The 16,002-nt window shown below is 69.1% G+C and carries 16 protein-coding genes; 9 read left to right on the top strand and 7 right to left on the bottom strand.

The genetic code is table 11. The features are described from left to right. Positions 1 to 26: 26 nt before the first annotated feature. The gene (locus EU805_RS11450) at positions 27 to 890 is read left to right on the top strand and encodes an SDR family oxidoreductase (RefSeq protein ID WP_305000492.1); all 864 of its coding nucleotides are present in this window, start codon (positions 27 to 29) and stop codon (positions 888 to 890) included. Between the two features lie 74 nt (positions 891 to 964). Here the strand turns inward: EU805_RS11450 and rpiA are convergent, their stop codons facing one another. Next, complete coding sequence (rpiA, locus tag EU805_RS11455) at positions 965 to 1,747, bottom strand: ribose-5-phosphate isomerase RpiA (protein WP_129764120.1); 783 nt, start codon at positions 1,745 to 1,747, stop codon at positions 965 to 967. Between the two features lie 138 nt (positions 1,748 to 1,885). Between rpiA and EU805_RS11460 the strand changes: the two genes are divergently transcribed. From EU805_RS11460 to EU805_RS11470, 3 genes are read left to right on the top strand one after another with little or no spacing between them, the layout of a single operon-like run. Next, entirely contained in the window at positions 1,886 to 2,980 is a 1,095-nt protein-coding gene (locus EU805_RS11460) for a type III polyketide synthase (RefSeq protein WP_129764121.1), read from the top strand. Next, positions 2,977 to 3,468 carry an isoprenylcysteine carboxyl methyltransferase family protein gene (locus EU805_RS11465; protein WP_129764122.1) on the top strand — a complete coding sequence of 164 codons (492 nt, stop codon included), beginning with the start codon at positions 2,977 to 2,979 and terminating at the stop codon, positions 3,466 to 3,468. Before EU805_RS11460 ends, EU805_RS11465 begins: the two co-directional genes overlap by 4 nt. 31 nt (positions 3,469 to 3,499) lie before the next feature. Next, entirely contained in the window at positions 3,500 to 4,420 is a 921-nt protein-coding gene (locus EU805_RS11470) for a DMT family transporter (RefSeq protein WP_242494132.1), read from the top strand. Here the strand turns inward: EU805_RS11470 and EU805_RS11475 are convergent. After that, positions 4,365 to 4,994: a thiamine diphosphokinase gene (locus tag EU805_RS11475; protein WP_165351937.1), complete on the bottom strand. Its 630-nt coding sequence runs from the start codon at positions 4,992 to 4,994 to the stop codon at positions 4,365 to 4,367. The genes EU805_RS11470 and EU805_RS11475 overlap by 56 nt on opposite strands. 171 nt (positions 4,995 to 5,165) lie before the next feature. Here EU805_RS11475 and EU805_RS11480 point away from each other — a divergent pair, with 171 nt between their 5' ends. After that, positions 5,166 to 7,925, top strand: a complete 2,760-nt coding sequence (locus EU805_RS11480) for a hypothetical protein (protein ID WP_129764124.1) — start codon at positions 5,166 to 5,168, stop codon at positions 7,923 to 7,925. 101 nt (positions 7,926 to 8,026) lie between these two features. Here EU805_RS11480 and EU805_RS11485 read toward each other — a convergent pair whose 3' ends face one another. Together EU805_RS11485 and EU805_RS11490 are read right to left on the bottom strand one after the other, a co-directional pair. Next, positions 8,027 to 8,257, bottom strand: a complete 231-nt coding sequence (locus EU805_RS11485) for a DUF2842 domain-containing protein (RefSeq protein ID WP_129764125.1) — start codon at positions 8,255 to 8,257, stop codon at positions 8,027 to 8,029. Then, positions 8,254 to 9,549 (bottom strand): adenylosuccinate synthase, encoded by a 1,296-nt coding sequence (locus EU805_RS11490; RefSeq protein ID WP_129764126.1) that lies wholly within the window; start codon positions 9,547 to 9,549, stop codon positions 8,254 to 8,256. The genes EU805_RS11485 and EU805_RS11490 overlap by 4 nt, the downstream gene beginning before the upstream one ends. 150 nt (positions 9,550 to 9,699) lie before the next feature. Between EU805_RS11490 and secG the strand changes: the two genes are divergently transcribed. Next, positions 9,700 to 10,200, top strand: coding sequence for a preprotein translocase subunit SecG (gene secG, locus EU805_RS11495; protein WP_129764127.1), 501 nt, complete (start codon positions 9,700 to 9,702; stop codon positions 10,198 to 10,200). A 146-nt stretch (positions 10,201 to 10,346) separates the two neighbouring features. Continuing rightward, positions 10,347 to 11,990 (top strand): CTP synthase, encoded by a 1,644-nt coding sequence (locus EU805_RS11500; RefSeq protein WP_129764128.1) that lies wholly within the window; start codon positions 10,347 to 10,349, stop codon positions 11,988 to 11,990. Between the two features lie 51 nt (positions 11,991 to 12,041). Here the strand turns inward: EU805_RS11500 and EU805_RS11505 are convergent, their stop codons facing one another. Continuing rightward, on the bottom strand, positions 12,042 to 12,959 hold the full coding sequence (locus EU805_RS11505) for a calcium/sodium antiporter (RefSeq protein ID WP_129764129.1): 918 nt from the start codon (positions 12,957 to 12,959) through the stop codon (positions 12,042 to 12,044). Positions 12,960 to 13,133: 174 nt separating this feature from the next. Further along, entirely contained in the window at positions 13,134 to 13,898 is a 765-nt protein-coding gene (locus EU805_RS11510) for a MipA/OmpV family protein (RefSeq protein ID WP_165351938.1), read from the bottom strand. 94 nt (positions 13,899 to 13,992) lie between these two features. On the opposite strand from EU805_RS11510, the gene rlmJ reads away from it, so the two are divergent. After that, positions 13,993 to 14,775, top strand: coding sequence for a 23S rRNA (adenine(2030)-N(6))-methyltransferase RlmJ (rlmJ, locus tag EU805_RS11515; RefSeq protein ID WP_129764131.1), 783 nt, complete (start codon positions 13,993 to 13,995; stop codon positions 14,773 to 14,775). Positions 14,776 to 14,811: 36 nt separating this feature from the next. Further along, on the top strand, positions 14,812 to 15,246 hold the full coding sequence (locus tag EU805_RS11520) for a TerB family tellurite resistance protein (RefSeq protein ID WP_129764132.1): 435 nt from the start codon (positions 14,812 to 14,814) through the stop codon (positions 15,244 to 15,246). Positions 15,247 to 15,390: 144 nt separating this feature from the next. Here EU805_RS11520 and EU805_RS11525 read toward each other — a convergent pair whose 3' ends face one another. After that, positions 15,391 to 15,999 carry a DUF2937 family protein gene (locus tag EU805_RS11525; RefSeq protein ID WP_129764133.1) on the bottom strand — a complete coding sequence of 203 codons (609 nt, stop codon included), beginning with the start codon at positions 15,997 to 15,999 and terminating at the stop codon, positions 15,391 to 15,393. Positions 16,000 to 16,002: the final 3 nt, after the last annotated feature.

Here is a 16,002-nt window from a genome sequence, read left to right on the forward strand (position 1 = left end):
AAGCGGCCGCAAGCCCGCTGACGGAAATGCGCGATCCCCAGACGGCGTACCCGCAACCGCCCTTCCCCGAACAGCAGCAGGAGTGGCCGGGCCTGGCCAGCCAGATGGACCCCGTCCCCGACCACGGCGAGGACAGCTACGTCGGATCGGGACGGCTTGGCGGACGTCGGGCCCTGATCACCGGGGGCGACAGCGGCGTGGGCCGCGCCGCCGCGATTGCCTACGCCCGCGAGGGCGCGGACGTGGCGATCAATTACCTTCCCGCAGAGGAACAGGACGCGCAGGACGTCATCGCCCTGATCGAGGAGGCCGGGCGCACCGCCATCGCGATCCCCGGCGACATCACCGACCCCGCCTTCTGCCGCGAGCTCGTGACGCAGGCCGTGGAGGGTCTGGGTGGCCTGGACATCCTCGTGAACAACGCAGGCTTCCAGCAATCCGCCGAGTCGATCGAGGATATCTCGGACGAAAACTTCGACACCACCATGAAGACGAACATCTACGCCCCCTTCTGGATCACGAAGGCCGCGCTCCAGCACATGGAGGCGGGCAGCTCCATCGTCATCACCGCCTCGGTCGTGGCGCAGGATCCGCCGAAGAACCTTTTCGACTATTCCCAGACCAAGGCGGCGAACGTGATCTACGCCCAGGCGCTGGCCAAGCAGTTGGGACCGCGCGGTATCCGGGTCAACGCGGTGGCGCCCGGTCCGTTCTGGACCCCGCTGCAGGTGGTCGGCGGCCAGCCGACCGAGGCGCTTCCCGAATTCGGCGCCGACACGGTCATGGGCCGTCCCGGCCAGCCGGTGGAAATCGCCCCGCTCTACGTGCTCGCGGCCAGTGCGGAAGCCAGCTACTCGACCGGCCAGGTCTTCGAGGCGACCGGCGGCTGACACCGACCCGCCCGTAGGCCACACCGGGCGGCAGCAGACCCTGCCGCCCGGTCAAGGATCCCGGTCACTGCGCCTCAATCGCGATCCGAGAAGATGTTGGTCTCCTCGGTCAGGTCGTATTTCACCTCGTCGGTGCGGCCTTCGTTGATGTCGTGCACCTCGACCCGCCCGTCGCCGTAGCCGGTGATCACCACGTCGCAGATGTCGATGAAGAGCCCGTTCTCGACCACGCCGGGAATCTGGTTGAGGACCAGCGCCAGTTGCCGCGCGTTGCCGATCCGGTTGAGGTGCAGATCGAGGATGAAGTTGCCCTCATCGGTCACGAAGGGCGTCTCGCCGTTCATGCGCAGGCTGCTGTCGGTGCCCATCACGTCGAGGCCCTCCAGCGCCTCTTCGAGCAGCACCTTGGACGTCTGCCAGCCGAAGGGGATCACCTCCACCGGAAGCGGGAAGGCCCCCAACGTGTCGACCTTCTTCGATCCGTCGGCGATCACCACCATCCGGTCCGATGCGGTCGCCACGATCTTCTCCTGCAAGAGCGCGCCGCCGCCGCCCTTGATGAGGTTCAACGCGCCGTCGTATTCGTCCGCCCCGTCGATGGTCAGGTCGAGCCAGCGCGCCTCGTCGAGCGAGGTGACCCGGATCCCCGCCTCACGCGCCAGTTCGGCGGTCCGGGTGCTGGTGGGCACGCCGGTGATGCGCAACCCCTCGGCCACCCGTTCTCCTAGGCACCGCACGAGCCAGGCGGCGGTGGACCCGGTGCCCAGCCCCAGCTTCATGCCGTCCTCGACGTAGTCGCAGGCGCGTCTGGCGGCCACGAACTTGGCCTTGTCGATGGGGGACAGATCGGCGGGCATGGCGGAACTCCTGTAAGCGTCGCGCGCTTTATAGGGCAGCCCCGCGGCCATTGCACCGCCGTCATCACGAAAAAATCATGCCTGCCCTTGCGCCATTTTCCGCGGAGGTGCGTTTCTATGTCAGTTAGCGAGGTTTCAATGCTTCAACACGTGCTCGACCCCTCTGCCGAGGCCGCCGCCCGCACCGTCACGCTGCGCGGGATCGGCACGGCGTTGCCGCCGCACGTGATGTCGCAAGCGCAGGTCCTCGACCGGGCGCGGGCGCTTCTGGCGCCGAAGTATCCCTTCTTCGACAAACTCGTCCCGGCCTTCGAAAACGCGGGCGTCGACCGCCGTTATTCCGTCTGCTCGCTGGACTGGTTCGACGCGCCCCACGGCTGGGCCGACCGCAACGCGATGTACATGCAGGCCGGCAAGGATCTTTTCTTGAAGGCCGCGAGCGCCGCCTTGGCCGACGCGAGACTGGACCCGGCCGATGTGGACACGATCGTCACCGTCTCTTCCACCGGGATCGCCACCCCGACCTTCGAAGCACAGGCCGCGCGCGAGATGTGCTTTCGCCCGGATGTGCGCCGGGTGCCCGTCTTCGGGTTGGGCTGTGCGGGCGGCGTCACGGGCCTGTCGATCGCGCGCCGCCTCGCCGCCGCCGATCCCGGCAGCCTCGTCCTGATGGTCGCGGTGGAGACCTGCTCGCTCGCCTTTCGCTCGGACCGTCTGCAGAAGGCAGATGTCATCGCGACCGTCCTTTTCGGCGACGGCGCCGCGGCCGCGCTCCTCGGTCCCGCCACGGGCGACGGTCCGACCGTCACCCTGCACGACGGGCACGAACACCTCTTCCCCGATACCCTGCCGATCATGGGCTGGGACGTGGACGACGAAGGCCTGGGCGTGATCTTCGACCGCTCGATCCCCGGTTTCGTGCAGGACGAATTCCGCCTCGCCGTCACCGCGATGCTGGCCGAGGCGGGGCTTGCGCCCGCCGACCTCGACCGCCTGGTCTGCCACCCTGGCGGCACCAAGGTCGTCGAGGCGATCGAGGCGACCATGGACCTCGCCCCCGGAACGCTCGACGCCGAGCGGGCCACCTTGCGCGACTACGGCAACATGAGTGCGCCGACCGCCCTCTTCGTGCTGCAGCGGGTGCTGCGCGCGGGACAGACCGGGCAGTTGGCGCTGTGCGCGTTGGGACCGGGCTTCACCGCCTCGCTCATGCCGATCACCGTCACCGCATGACCGGCGCGATCCTCTTCCTCGCCTTCCTGATCCTCCAGCGCCTGTCGGAGCTGGTGATCGCCCACCGCAACACCGCCCGCCTGATGGCCGAAGGCGCGCGGGAGGTGGGCGCGGGGCACTACCCCGTCATGGTCGCCCTGCACGCAAGCTGGGTCGTGGCGCTGGTGATCTTCGGCTGGGATGAGCCCTTGCGCTACGGCTGGCTTGCCGCCTACGTGATCCTGCAGGTGCTGCGCGTCTGGATCCTCGCCACGTTGGGCCGCCGCTGGACCACCCGGATCATCGTCACCGATACACCCCTGGTGGCCACCGGTCCGTTCCGCTACATCCCGCACCCCAACTACACCCTCGTCGTGGCAGAGATCATCGTGGCCCCCATGGTCCTGGGCCTGACCTGGGTCGCCCTGGTCTGGACCGTCCTGAACGCCGCGATGCTCTATCACCGCATCCGGGTCGAGGACGCGGCCATCCGCCCATCCCGCGGGTGACGCGCGGCGCGGGGCGTGCCAGACTGACGTCATGAGCACCGCCCCCGCATCACCGGCATCCGCCGACCGGCCCTTTACCGGCATCCTCTTCATGCTCGGCTTTTGCGTGCTGGCCCCGCTGGGCGACGGCATGGCCAAGCTTCTGGGCCCGCACGTGCTGCTGGCGACGCTCGTCTTCTCGCGGTTCGCCGTCCAGACAGCGATTCTGGCTCCGTGGGTCGCACGGCGCAAGCAATCGCTCCTGGCCTCGCCCGGCACCCGCCGCCTGATCTGGGGGCGGACGGTGCTGCACATCACCGGGATGACGATGATGTTCGCGGGCCTGCGTTACCTGCCGCTGGCGGACGCGCTGGCGATCGCCTTCGTGATGCCGTTCCTTCTGCTGTTGCTGGGCTGGTTCTTCATGGGCGAGGTCGTGGGCCCCCAGCGCCTGATCGCCTGCGCCGTGGGGTTCGCGGGCACGCTTCTGGTGATCCAGCCCAACTTCGCCAACGTGGGCCTGCCCGCGCTTCTTCCCTTGGGCGTCGCGGTGACCTTCGCGCTTTTCATGCTGGTCACCCGGCGGCTGTTGCCGCGCATCGATCCGGTGCGCCTGCAAGCCGTGAGCGGTCTGCAGGCCACCATCCTGACTGGCCTTGCCGTGCTGGTCTTCGCCCCGCAGCAGACCTGGCCCGAGGCCGGCACGCTCCTGCTGCTGATCGCCATGGGCCTCGTCGGCACGCTGGCGCATCTCGCGATGACCTGGAGCCTCGCTTTCGCGCCCGCCAGCACGCTGGCGCCCATGCAATACCTCGAAATCCCCTTCGGCACGGCCATCGGCTGGCTGATGTTCCGCGACCTGCCCAACGGGCTTGCGGCGGCGGGCATCTGCATCACCGTGGCCGCAGGCCTTTACGTCATCGTCCGAGAGCGTAATCTGTCGCGAAATCCAGGTCCGCGGGCTCCAGCGTGATCAGCACGGGGCCCTGCACGTCCAGCGTTACAAGGTCCGACCGCGCGCCATTCGAACTGCTGACCTGTCCGTCCGCCGCCAGCGCCATCGCGTCCATGTCCCAAACGAGTCCGTCGGAGCTGACCACCGCCTCCCCCAACGGCAGAAGCGCCACGCGCCGCCCCGGCGTCGCCACGATCCGCGAGCGGCCACGGCGCGCCAGCACGACGACCTGATCCTCGCCCACCAGCACCACGTGATGCGCGCGCAGACGCGCCAGCACCGACAGGGTCGAAAGCGTGTGATCCAGACGCCCGCCGAGAAAGCCCGCCGCCAGGACAAGGGGTGCCTTCACCCGTTGAAGGCATTTCTCGAAATCCGTGGTGTCCTGTGCCTCGACCGCGTGCAGCCGGTCCGCGAAGGCCGACCGCGCGGCCTGCGACAGGCTGTCGAGGTCGCCGATCACCGCCACGGGTACAAGTCCCGCGCGCAGGGCCACGTCCGCCCCGCCGTCGGCGGCCACCAACGTTGGCGCACGTGCCAGACACGTGTTAACCTCGTCCGGTCCAAGCTTGCCCCCGCCCACGAGGGTCACCGCGCATGTTACGTCAACAATCGAACCCGCCGTCCGTGATTGTCCCATCTCTACCGACATTCCCCGATTTCGCCGCGAAAACAACCGGCCCCGACCGCTGGCCCGCGCCGCTTTGCGAACCAATTCACGGTAAACGAAGCCTATTGGTTTTGACAGAAGGCGAAAGACAGCATGGTTGAGTCGAGCAAGATCCTTACCGTCTCCTACGGCACCTTCTCGTGCACGCTCGAAGGGTTCGACGATTCCTTTGCCACGATGAAGGCGATTGCCGAATACTTCCGCGACCTCGCCGCGGGCGACCGCTACTTCGGCGCGGAACCGCCCACCCCCGACGCCGAGATGCTGGCCCGCATCGCAGAACGCGAGATCTCGCGCCGGGTGGAGGCCCGGTCCTCGGAAACCGGTATCGTCCTGCGGGCTTCCGACGCCGCACAGGCGCCTCCGACCCCACCCGCCACGGCACCCCGGGCGGAGGCGGCTAGCCCTGCGACCGCGCCTCAGGCACCGGCCGCCGTTCCGGCACCAGCACCGGCACCGGCGCAGGAGACCGCCCGCACGCCCGACGCCGCTGCCACCCCGCCCGCACCGGCCCCGGACGCCCACCAAGCCGAGGTGACGCCCGCCCCCGCGGCCCCGGCGTCGAACCGGCCCGAGCCCGCGCCGAATTCCGTCGCCGACAAGCTCGCACGGATCCGCTCGGTCGTCGGCACCGCGCCCTCTCCCGCCGCCGTCGAGGACGAAGAGGAGGACGCGTCCTTCCCGCCCCTTGCCGAAAGCGACACCGATGTCGCCCGCCCCGCCGCGGCCCCCGAAGCCGAGCCCGACGATGGTCTCATCCGCACCAGCGACGCGCCGCACCCGTCCGACGCGGAGACGAACGAGGATCGGCACCCCGCGCCGATCACGCAAGTCGCGCCCGATGCCGCCCCGGCCATCCCGTCCGACCCCCATGCGGAGGAAGCCGAGGGCCAATACGCGGCGCAGGACGATATGGCCGCGCCGGACGGTGCCCTGTCCGACGAGGACGGCGACGAAACCACGCATCCCGAGAAACACACGTCGACTTCGCTCGAAGCCGAGACGGGTCAGATCCGCGAGATCGCGCTGACCGAGGCCGATCGCCTTCAAGACCCCACCGCTGCGGAACCGCCCGTCGCAGACCCCGCAACCGAAGACCCCGCGCTCGACGCCGCCGCGCCGGAACGCTCGACCGACGAGGACGGCGAAGCCGCAGCGTTCCGCGACGCGGACCGGCCCGAAGCCGAAGCGCCCGAGCAGCCCGACCCGTTCGAGGCCGAAACGCCGGAACTTACCTCCGAACCGGCGGAAGACGTCGCGCGGTCGGAGGAAACCTATGTGACCGCCCGGCCCGAGGCCGAGACCGAGACCGAAACCGAGGAAGTCGACGACACCGACGACCGGATCCAGGCGGTTCTGCGCAACCTCGAACGTGCGGGTCTGGCAGTCCCCGACGCGCCGGCGCCCGAAGAGGAAAAGGTTGCGATGCCTTCCGCCCCGTCCGACGAGGCGGCGCGGAACGACGCGGCCCCCGAGGACGCCCAAGGCATGCCCCGCCGCCCGCGCATCCTGCGGGTGTCGCGGCGGGCCCCCGCCTCCGACGCCGCAGGCGACACCTCCCGCGTGTCCGCGGCGCGCGATCGTCTCGCCGCTCTCATGGCCGAGGAGGAGGCGGACGACACCTCCGCCGAGGTTGGTGAGGACACGCGAAAGACGGCCATCGACACCCCCGCAGAACCGGACACACCCGCCGAGACACCCGCGCCCGTGACACAGCCCGCAGGCGACGCGATCTCCAAGCGGGCGGAGGCATCCGATGCGCCCGTGACGTCGCCGGAAGAAGACGCAGTCGCGGTCGCAGAAGACGAACCGGAGCGTCCCGCCGAGACGCCCAGCAGCCTGTCGCCCGAAGACGAGGACGAACTTCAGAAGGCCTTGGCGCAAGCCGAAGAAGACGCCATGAACGAGTTGCGGTTGAGCCCGGAGCAGAGCCTCTCCCCGGCGGCACTCGACGATCTGGAAGGCCCTGCGGAGGAGATTTGGACGACTGATGCGCCGATATCTGAGGCGGAAACGGGGTCGGAAGATCCCGCCCTGCAGGCCGACCTGTCCGACGAAGCCACGGGCGAAGACGCGGACGAAAACGACATGGCTCGGACCACCGGGGAAGAAAGCTCCTCGCCAGCGCAGGATCAGGACCCCATCGCGTCCGATTCTTCCCCGCAGGATGGCCGCGCCGCGCCGCGCACCAGCCTGCCCTCCGCCTCCGAGGACGAGATGTCGCGGCTTTCCGCCAAGGCCGACGAGGAGCTCGCCAGCCCCGAATCCTCTCGGCGGCGCAGTGCCATCGCGCACCTGAAGGCCGCCGTCGCCGCGACCGAAGCCGCACGGCGGATGGGCGAAAAGGCCACCTCCGCCGAGGACGAGGAAGGTGCCTTCCGCGACGACCTGGCCCAGGTGGTGCGCCCGCGCAGGCCCGCGCTGACGTCCGCCGGACCGCGCGAGCGGCCGGCACCGCTCAAGCTCGTGGCCAGCCAGCGGGTCGACGACGTGGCACCGGCGGCCGCGGGCAACGTCCAGCCGCGGCGCGTGGCCAAGCCACGCCCGGCGCCCGCGCCCGCGGCCAGCAGCTTCGCGGATTACGCAGCCTCGGTGGGGGCGACGTCGCTTCAGGACCTGCTGGAAGCCGCCGCCGCCTATACCGCGACCGTGGAAGGGGCCGAGGATTTCTCCCGCCCGCAGATCATGAAGATGGTCGAGACGACGGCCCGCGATCCCTTTACCCGCGAGGACGGGTTGCGCTCTTTCGGGACGCTCCTGCGCCAGGGCCGGATCGAGAAGGGCGGCAACGGACGGTTCCAGATATCCGAGCGGACCCGCTTCCGCCCCGAGAACCAGGCCGCCCGCGCCTGAAACGGGACCGGGATGGAAAAGCTGAAAAGGCGATGCACCCGCATCGCCTTTTTTTTCGTGATGGGCGTGCCCGCGCACCAGGTCGCAGAAAACCTTCGCGCCTATTCCTCCGGAGGCGGCTGGCCGATCCCGCGAAAGATCGCGCGGAACGGAAACGCCCAGAGGATGCCCAGGCCCACGTAGATCGCCAGTTCCAGCAGGATCGACGGGCGATCCAGGGTCGAGACGATCGTCACCGCCACCACGATGTATGCCGGCAAGCCCAGCACCAGGATCAGCAAGGCGATCCGCTTGCGGGTCTTGTAGCTGAGAGAGGCGAACCAGTCGTTCATCGCGAAGCGAAGGGATCGGTGACGAGGATCGTGTCCTCGCGCTCCGGCGAGGTCGAGACCAGCGCCACGGGACAATCGATCAGTTCCTCGATGCGGCGGACGTATTTCACTGCCTGAGCGGGCAGATCGTTCCAGGACCGCGCACCTTCGGTCGATTCCGACCAGCCGGGCATTTCCTCGTAGATCGGCGTGCAGCGGGCCTGCTGGTCGGCGGCGGTGGGCAGATAGTCCATCCGTTTGCCGTCGAGGTCGTAGCCCACGCAGATCTTCAGCGTCTCGAACCCGTCCAGAACGTCGAGCTTCGTCAGCGAGATCCCCGACACGCCCGAGGTCGCGCAGGTCTGGCGCACGAGTGCCGCGTCGAACCAGCCGCAGCGCCGCTTGCGGCCCGTGGTGGTGCCGAACTCGTGGCCGCGCTCGCCCAACCGCTGGCCGTCCTCGTCCAGAAGCTCCGTCGGGAAGGGTCCCTCGCCCACGCGAGTTGTATAGGCCTTCACGATGCCCAGGACGAAGTCGATGGCCCCCGGGCCCATGCCGGTGCCCGTGGCCGCCTGCCCCGCGATCACGTTGGACGAGGTGACATAGGGATAGGTCCCGAAGTCGATGTCCAGTAGCGCACCCTGCGCCCCTTCGAAGAGGATGCGCTTGCCCTGCTTCTTCTTCTCTGCCAGCACCTTCCAGACCGGAGCGGCGTATTCCAGGATGCCGCCCGCCACCTCGCGCAGTTGCGCCAGCAGCGCGTCGCGGTCGATCGGGTCAAGGCCCAGACCCCGCCGCAGCGCATCGTGGTGCACCAGCGCGCGGTCGACCCGCAGCTCCAGCGTGGCGGCATCGGCCAGATCCGCGACCCGGATCACCCGGCGCCCGACCTTGTCCTCGTAGGCCGGGCCGATGCCCCGCCCCGTGGTGCCGATCTTGGCCACCGAGTTCTGGCTTTCGCGCGCGCGGTCCAGCTCTCCGTGGAACGGCAGGATGAGCGGCGTGTTCTCGGCGATCATCAGCGTCTGGGGCGTGATCTCGACCCCCTGGGCGCGCAGGCCCTCGATCTCCTTCAGCAAGTGCCATGGGTCCAGCACGACGCCGTTGCCGATGACGCTGAGCTTGCCGCCGCGCACCACGCCCGAGGGCAGCGCGTGCAGCTTGTAGACTTCCTTGTCGATGACCAGCGTGTGGCCCGCGTTGTGACCGCCCTGGAACCGCGCGATCACGTCGGCGCGTTCGCTCAGCCAATCGACGATCTTGCCCTTGCCCTCGTCGCCCCACTGGGCACCGACCACCACCACGTTCGCCATCAGGTCCGCCTTCGTTGCAATCCGGCCCCCGCTATAGCCGTCCGGGCCGCGCTCCGAAACCCGCAAATCGCCCCCGGCTTTCAGGGTTGCGAGGCGCGCCTCATGCGCTTAGACAGCCACGATCCAATTCAAAGCCGGACCCCGCCCCACATGGAAAACGTCGTCCTCGTCATCCACCTGATCCTGGCGCTCACGCTGATCGGCACGGTGCTTTTGCAACGCTCCGAAGGCGGCGGCCTCGGCATCGGCGGCGGCGGTGGGGGCGGCACCGGATCGCGCCCCGCCCCCACGGCGATGGGCAAGGTGACATGGGCGTTGGCGCTGGCCTTCATCGCGACCTCGATCGCGCTGACCATCATCGCGGCGAACAACGCGGCGGGTCAGTCGGTGGTCGACCGCCTGCGGGACGCGCCGGCCCAGCAGACCGAAACGCCGGGCCTTGGCGGCGACCTGCTGCCGCCGAGCCTGGGCGACGACGCGCTGGTGCCTTCGGGGACCGACACGCTCGTTCCGCAGGATGACGCGGCACCGGCGGAAGACGCAGCACCGATCAGCGATCCCGCACCGGCGACGGAGCCCGCCCCTGCGGAGCCCGCACCTGCCGAAGCCGCTCCAGCGGACGACGCGATCCCGGCCCCCGCGGCCGACTGACCTCATAATCACAGCATCTTGGCGGGCACGCGTGCCCGTCACCATCATCTTGCGCCGCGGGTTGCAGGAGAGGCCCAGAATCGGCTATCCTTTAACCCCGTGGCAGGGCGTCCCAGGCGCCGACATCAGATCTCACGGGGGCCCACTTGGCACGTTACATCTTCATCACCGGCGGCGTCGTGTCCTCACTGGGCAAGGGCCTCGCTTCTGCCGCGCTGGGCGCCTTGCTGCAGGCCCGCGGCTACACGGTCCGGCTGCGCAAGCTCGATCCCTATCTGAACGTCGACCCCGGTACGATGTCCCCCTTCGAGCATGGCGAGGTCTTCGTCACCGACGACGGCGCGGAAACCGACCTCGACCTGGGCCACTACGAACGCTTCACCGGGGTCGCGGCCCGCAACAGCGATTCGGTCTCCTCCGGTCGGGTCTATTCCACCGTGTTGGAAAAGGAGCGTCGCGGCGACTACCTGGGCAAGACGATCCAGGTCGTTCCCCACGTCACCGACGAGATCAAGGAGTTCCTCAAGATCGGCGAGGACGAGGTGGATTTCATGCTCTGCGAGATCGGCGGCACCGTCGGCGACATCGAGGGCCTGCCCTTCTTCGAGGCGATCCGCCAATTTTCCCACGACAAGTCGCGCGACCAGTGCATCTTCATGCACCTCACGCTGCTGCCCTACCTCGCCGCCTCCGGCGAGCTGAAGACCAAGCCCACGCAGCACTCGGTCAAGGAATTGCAATCCATCGGCATTGCGCCCGACATCCTCGTCTGCCGTTCGGAACATCCGATCCCCGACAAGGAGCGCGCCAAGATCGGCCTGTTCTGCAACGTCCGCAAGGAGGCCGTCGTCGCCGCCTACGACCTGGGATCGATCTACGAAGCACCCTTGGCCTACCACGAACAGGGCTTGGACCAGGCGGTGCTGGACGCTTTCGGGATTGCCCCCGCGCCCAAGCCGAACCTCGACGTCTGGCACGATGTGCAGGACCGCATCCACAACCCCGAAGGCGAGGTCACCGTCGCCATCGTCGGCAAGTACGTCCAGCTCGAAGACGCCTACAAGTCCATCAAGGAGGCGCTGACCCACGGCGGCATGGCCAACCGCGTGAAGGTCCGCGTCGAATGGGTCGACGCCGAACTCTTCGACCGCGAGGATGCCGCCCCGCACCTCGAACGCTTCAATGCCATCCTCGTCCCCGGCGGCTTCGGAGAGCGCGGGACGGAAGGCAAGATCAAGGCCGCCCAGTTCGCCCGCGAGAAGGGCGTGCCCTACCTCGGGATCTGCCTCGGCATGCAGATGGCGGTGATCGAGGCCGCCCGCAACGTCGCCGGGATCGAGGCCGCCGGATCGGAGGAATTCGATCACGAGGCGGGCGTGCGTCGGTTCGAACCGGTGGTCTATCACCTCAAGGAATGGGTGCAGGGCAACCACACCGTGGCCCGCCGCGCCGACGACGACAAGGGCGGCACCATGCGCCTGGGAGCCTATGACGCCAACCTCGAGGACGGCAGCCGCGTGGCAAAGGTCTATGGCACGACCGCGATCGAGGAACGCCACCGCCACCGCTACGAAGTCGACACCAAGTACCGCGCCCAGCTCGAAGAACACGGCCTGAGCTTCTCGGGCATGTCCCCCGACGGCAAGCTGCCCGAGATCGTCGAATGGGCCGATCACCCCTGGTTCATCGGCGTCCAGTTCCACCCCGAGCTGAAGTCCAAGCCCTTCGCCCCGCACCCGCTCTTCAAGGACTTCGTCCGCGCCGCCGTCGACAACTCGCGACTGGTCTGAGGCTCGGCCAAGCTCCGCGGCCTTTCGGGCTGCGGGGTTGGCTATCGCGCCTCAGCGCGCCATCCAGACGTAGCCCGCGTAGATCACCAGCAGCAGCACGCCGGTGGCGCGTCCGATCACCGGGCGGGTCAGCAGCAGGGCGGTCAGGCCCAGCGATGCCGCGATCAGCACCGGCAGATCGAAACTGACGAAGCGGTCCGACACCGGGATCGGCCGGATCAGCGCGGTCGCGCCCAGGATCCCCAGCAGGTTGAAGATGTTGGATCCCACGATGTTGCCGATGGCGATCTCGGACTGGCGCCGGAACGCGGCGATGACGGAGGTCGCAAGCTCCGGCAACGATGTGCCCACCGCGACGATGGTCAGCCCGATGAAGGCCTCCGACACGCCGAAATCCCGCGCGATGTTGACCGATCCGGTCACCAGGAAGCGCGCGCCGAAGATCAGCACGACAAGACCGCCGACGAGCCAGGCGGCGGACAGCGGGACGGAGGCCGGCGCGGAGGTCGGCTCCTCCGCCTCCACCGCGGCGCCGGGGCGCAGGTAGGCCCAGGCGAGGTAACCCGCCAGCGCCAGCACGAGAAGCGCCCCCGCGATCCGCCCGACCTCTCCGGTCAGGAAGATCGGCACCATCACCAGTGCTGCCAGCACCATGACGCCGGTGTCGCGCCGCAAGGTCGCGCCGGACACCACGATCGGCCAGACGAGGCTGGTCACGCCGGCGATCAGCAGGATGTTGGCGATGTTCGATCCCACCACGTTGCCCAGCGCGATGTCCGGCACCCCGTTCAGCGCCGCCTGCACCGACACCAGAAGCTCCGGTGTCGAGGTGCCGAAGCCGACGACGGTCAGGCCGATCAGCAAGGGCGAGATCGCCATGCGCCGGGCAATCCCGACGCTGCCGCGCACCAGGGCCTCACCCCCCAGGAACAGGCCGATCAGTCCGGCCACGACGTAGATGTAATCCAATTCCAACTCCCAACGTGCAGACCGCCTGCCCCGTGGGCAAATGGGGGTGCCGCGGCCGTCTTCTAGCCCGGGGGGAGGAAAAGTTTTGCAAGACCGCGCCTTTGCGCAGGAGCGGTCCTGGATAGGCGGGCGGGGCGCCGCGGCCCGTCAGGGCCGGCAGCGCCCCCGCGACGGTCAGAAGCTGAAACGCCGCGTCACCACCAGGCTCAGGGTGGTGCCGATGTCGTCGCCTTGCTGCACGATCGGGCTGTCGCCCGCGTCGTTCACGTATTCCTCGACCATGACGGTCCCCTTCACGCCCCAGTCGTCGTTGAAGGCATAGGCGGCGGAGGCCTCGATCCCGCGCGACAGAAGCCCCCCGTCCGGGTCGTAGGCCACCAGCGTGCCGCCCGCCGCGCGGTTGGCCGCGGCTTCCGAGGCGCTTATGCCGAAATACTGGTCGGCATAGTCGTCGCTGCCGAAGAACAGGCGCGGTCCGACCCGCAGGGTGATCTGGTCGGTCGGCCGCGCGATCACGTCGCCGCCCAGTTCCGCCACCAGCGCCTCGTGGCCCACCACGCCGTAGCGCACCGCGGCGAAGACCTCGGCCGACGGCAGCGCGTAGCTGATCTTGCCGCCCAGTTCCAGCGTGGCGTCGATGTCATCGAGCCCCGCCAGTTCCGCGTAATCCGACGAATTGCGCTCCGCGATGTAGCGCAGCGACCCGCCGAAGCCGAAGCCCACGGGCGTGCCGCCGACGCTGCCCCCGGTGCGGAGCGGTCCGAAGTTCAGCTCCTGCACCTCGAAGCTGCCGGTCACGCCGGTTTCGCTTTCGTCGCTGCCGAAGTAGGCCGGCGCGCTTTGCGGGCCGAGGCCCACGACGACGGTGTTCTGGGCCTGTGCGGCTCCGGCGAGGACCGCCAGCGCGGCTGCGGTGAGGGAGCGGGTCAGGATGGACATGGGAGGGGGCTTTCGCATGTGGGATGGAGTTGCCCCGTATCCTAGCACCCGCCCTTGCCCTTGCAAGCGCGATCCCCCCGCAGTACCCGGGCGCATGCTCAGCTACCAGCACGGCTACCACGCCGGAAACATGGCCGATGTCCACAAGCACGCGCTGCTCGCGTGGATGCTGGACTACATGACGCGCAAGCCCAAGCCGCTTTCCTACATCGAGACGCACGCCGGACGCGCGCTCTACGACCTGGCGGGGCCCGAGGCGCGCAAAACCGGCGAGGCGGACCGCGGCATCACCCTCGCGCGCGACTGGTTCGACACGGACCACGCTTACGCACGCGCTCTGGCGGCGACCCGAGAGGCGCATGGCGCCCAGGCCTATCCCGGCAGCCCGCTGATCGCGCAGCAGACCCTGCGGTTCGAGGACACTATCACCCTGGCCGAACTGCACCCCGCGGAAGCCGAGGCCCTGCGCGCGGCGCTCCCAAGCGTCACCGTCGCCCAGACCGACGGGATCGCGGCCGCCTTGTCACGCTGCCCGCCCGATCCGCGCCGCGGCCTGCTGCTGTGCGACCCCTCGTGGGAGGTGAAGTCCGACTACGAGACCGTGCCGGAGTTCCTGGTCAAGCTGCACCGCAAGTGGCCCGTGGGCGTGCTCGCCCTGTGGTATCCGATCCTGGCGGAGGCGCCGCACCGCCCGATGCTGCGCGCCCTGCACCGCCGGTTCCCCGACGCCGTCAGCCACACCGTCGCTTTCCCGCCCGCGCGGCCCGGCCACGGGATGACGGGATCGGGCCTCTTCGTGGTGAACCCGCCCTACGGCTTCGAAGACCAGGCCAACTGGCTGTCGGACCGCTTCGCCACCCTGTGCGCGCAACCGTGACTTTCCGGCGGGGCCCGGGCGGGCTATATCAACGCCATGTTTGCTGATCTTCTTGCCCGCCTCACCGCCTCGGACCCCGCTCCGGCCCCCGATACCGACGCCCGCCTGGCTTTGGGCGCGTTGCTGGTGCGCCTCGCCCGCGCCGACGGCGATTATTCCCAGGTGGAACGCGACCGGATCGAGGCGATCCTGATGCGCCGCTACGGGCTGCCCGATGCCAGCGCCCTGCGCGCCGATTGCGAGCAGCTGGAGGCCGAGGCCCCCGACACCGTGCGCTTCACCCGCGCGATCAAGGACGCCGTGGCCTACGAGGATCGCCTCGCCGTGATCGAATCGATGTGGCAGATCGTGCTGGCCGACGGCCACCGCGACGACGAGGAAAACAGCCTGATGCGGATGACCGCCCCCATGCTCGGGGTCGAGGACCGCGACAGCAACCTCGCGCGCCTGCGGGTCGAAGCCGCGAAGTAGCGACTGGTCCGCCCGGCTAGGGCGCCGGGCAGATCCACCGGCAGATCCAGGCGATACGATGACCGGACCTTCGCCCCACCGACGTTCCGACAAGGCCGCCGGGACCGCTGATCGGGCCGTTGCCCGGTTCGACGGCCAGGCGCGTCACCGGTCCCGGCGCACGCCGGCAAGCCGGGGTGACACCGCAGGCCTGCGTCCGCCGGCCAGGACCGGCTCCGACCGGGCCGCAGAAGGTGCCGTCTTGCGGCGACGTTCGACCGGGCGCCCCTTGGGCCGGGACCAGAGGCCGCCCAGCGCCCCCCGGCCGAGGGCTGCCAGCAACCATCCCAAGACCGCCCCGAGCGCGGCCGAGGCCATCCCGGCGAACGAAAGCGGCATCGCCGGTTCGAAATCGGCCCAGGTCCCCGCCAGCGTCGCGGGATCGCTGACGCGTTGCACCATCATGATGCGCGCCACGGGGCTCGCCGCGCGCAGATGGGCCAGGTTGTCCGACAGCACCGCGTGGCGCCGGAAGGTGGCGCGCATGTCGGCCTGGCGGTTGTCCAGGAAAGGCGTGCCGGTCATCTGCTCCAGCGCCTGGCTCCGCGTAAGCCCCGCGCGCATGGCCGAGCTCTCGAAATCGGCGACAACGGCGCTCAACGCGTCGACCTGGCCACCCAGGCGTTGCAGGTACTGCTGCGTGAAGGCGGGATATTGCGAGCAAAACGCCGCTCCACCCAGCATGAAAGCAAGGGTCAAAGCGCGCGCGATCACGGG

The sequence above is a fragment of the Salipiger sp. IMCC34102 genome, assembly GCF_004145405.1.
Classification (GTDB): Bacteria; Pseudomonadota; Alphaproteobacteria; order Rhodobacterales; family Rhodobacteraceae; genus Loktanella.

Coding starts and splice junctions, on each gene's coding strand:
- EU805_RS11510 (WP_165351938.1), bottom strand. CDS start 13,898: ATGTCCATCCTGACCCGCTCCCTCACCGCAGCCGCGCTGGCGGTCCTC.
- rlmJ (WP_129764131.1), top strand. CDS start 13,993: ATGCTCAGCTACCAGCACGGCTACCACGCCGGAAACATGGCCGATGTC.
- EU805_RS11520 (WP_129764132.1), top strand. CDS start 14,812: ATGTTTGCTGATCTTCTTGCCCGCCTCACCGCCTCGGACCCCGCTCCG.
- EU805_RS11490 (WP_129764126.1), bottom strand. CDS start 9,549: ATGGCGAACGTGGTGGTGGTCGGTGCCCAGTGGGGCGACGAGGGCAAG.
- EU805_RS11465 (WP_129764122.1), top strand. CDS start 2,977: ATGACCGGCGCGATCCTCTTCCTCGCCTTCCTGATCCTCCAGCGCCTG.
- EU805_RS11460 (WP_129764121.1), top strand. CDS start 1,886: ATGCTTCAACACGTGCTCGACCCCTCTGCCGAGGCCGCCGCCCGCACC.
- EU805_RS11470 (WP_242494132.1), top strand. CDS start 3,500: ATGAGCACCGCCCCCGCATCACCGGCATCCGCCGACCGGCCCTTTACC.
- EU805_RS11480 (WP_129764124.1), top strand. CDS start 5,166: ATGGTTGAGTCGAGCAAGATCCTTACCGTCTCCTACGGCACCTTCTCG.
- secG (WP_129764127.1), top strand. CDS start 9,700: ATGGAAAACGTCGTCCTCGTCATCCACCTGATCCTGGCGCTCACGCTG.
- EU805_RS11450 (WP_305000492.1), top strand. CDS start 27: ATGCGCGATCCCCAGACGGCGTACCCGCAACCGCCCTTCCCCGAACAG.
- EU805_RS11485 (WP_129764125.1), bottom strand. CDS start 8,257: ATGAACGACTGGTTCGCCTCTCTCAGCTACAAGACCCGCAAGCGGATC.
- rpiA (WP_129764120.1), bottom strand. CDS start 1,747: ATGCCCGCCGATCTGTCCCCCATCGACAAGGCCAAGTTCGTGGCCGCC.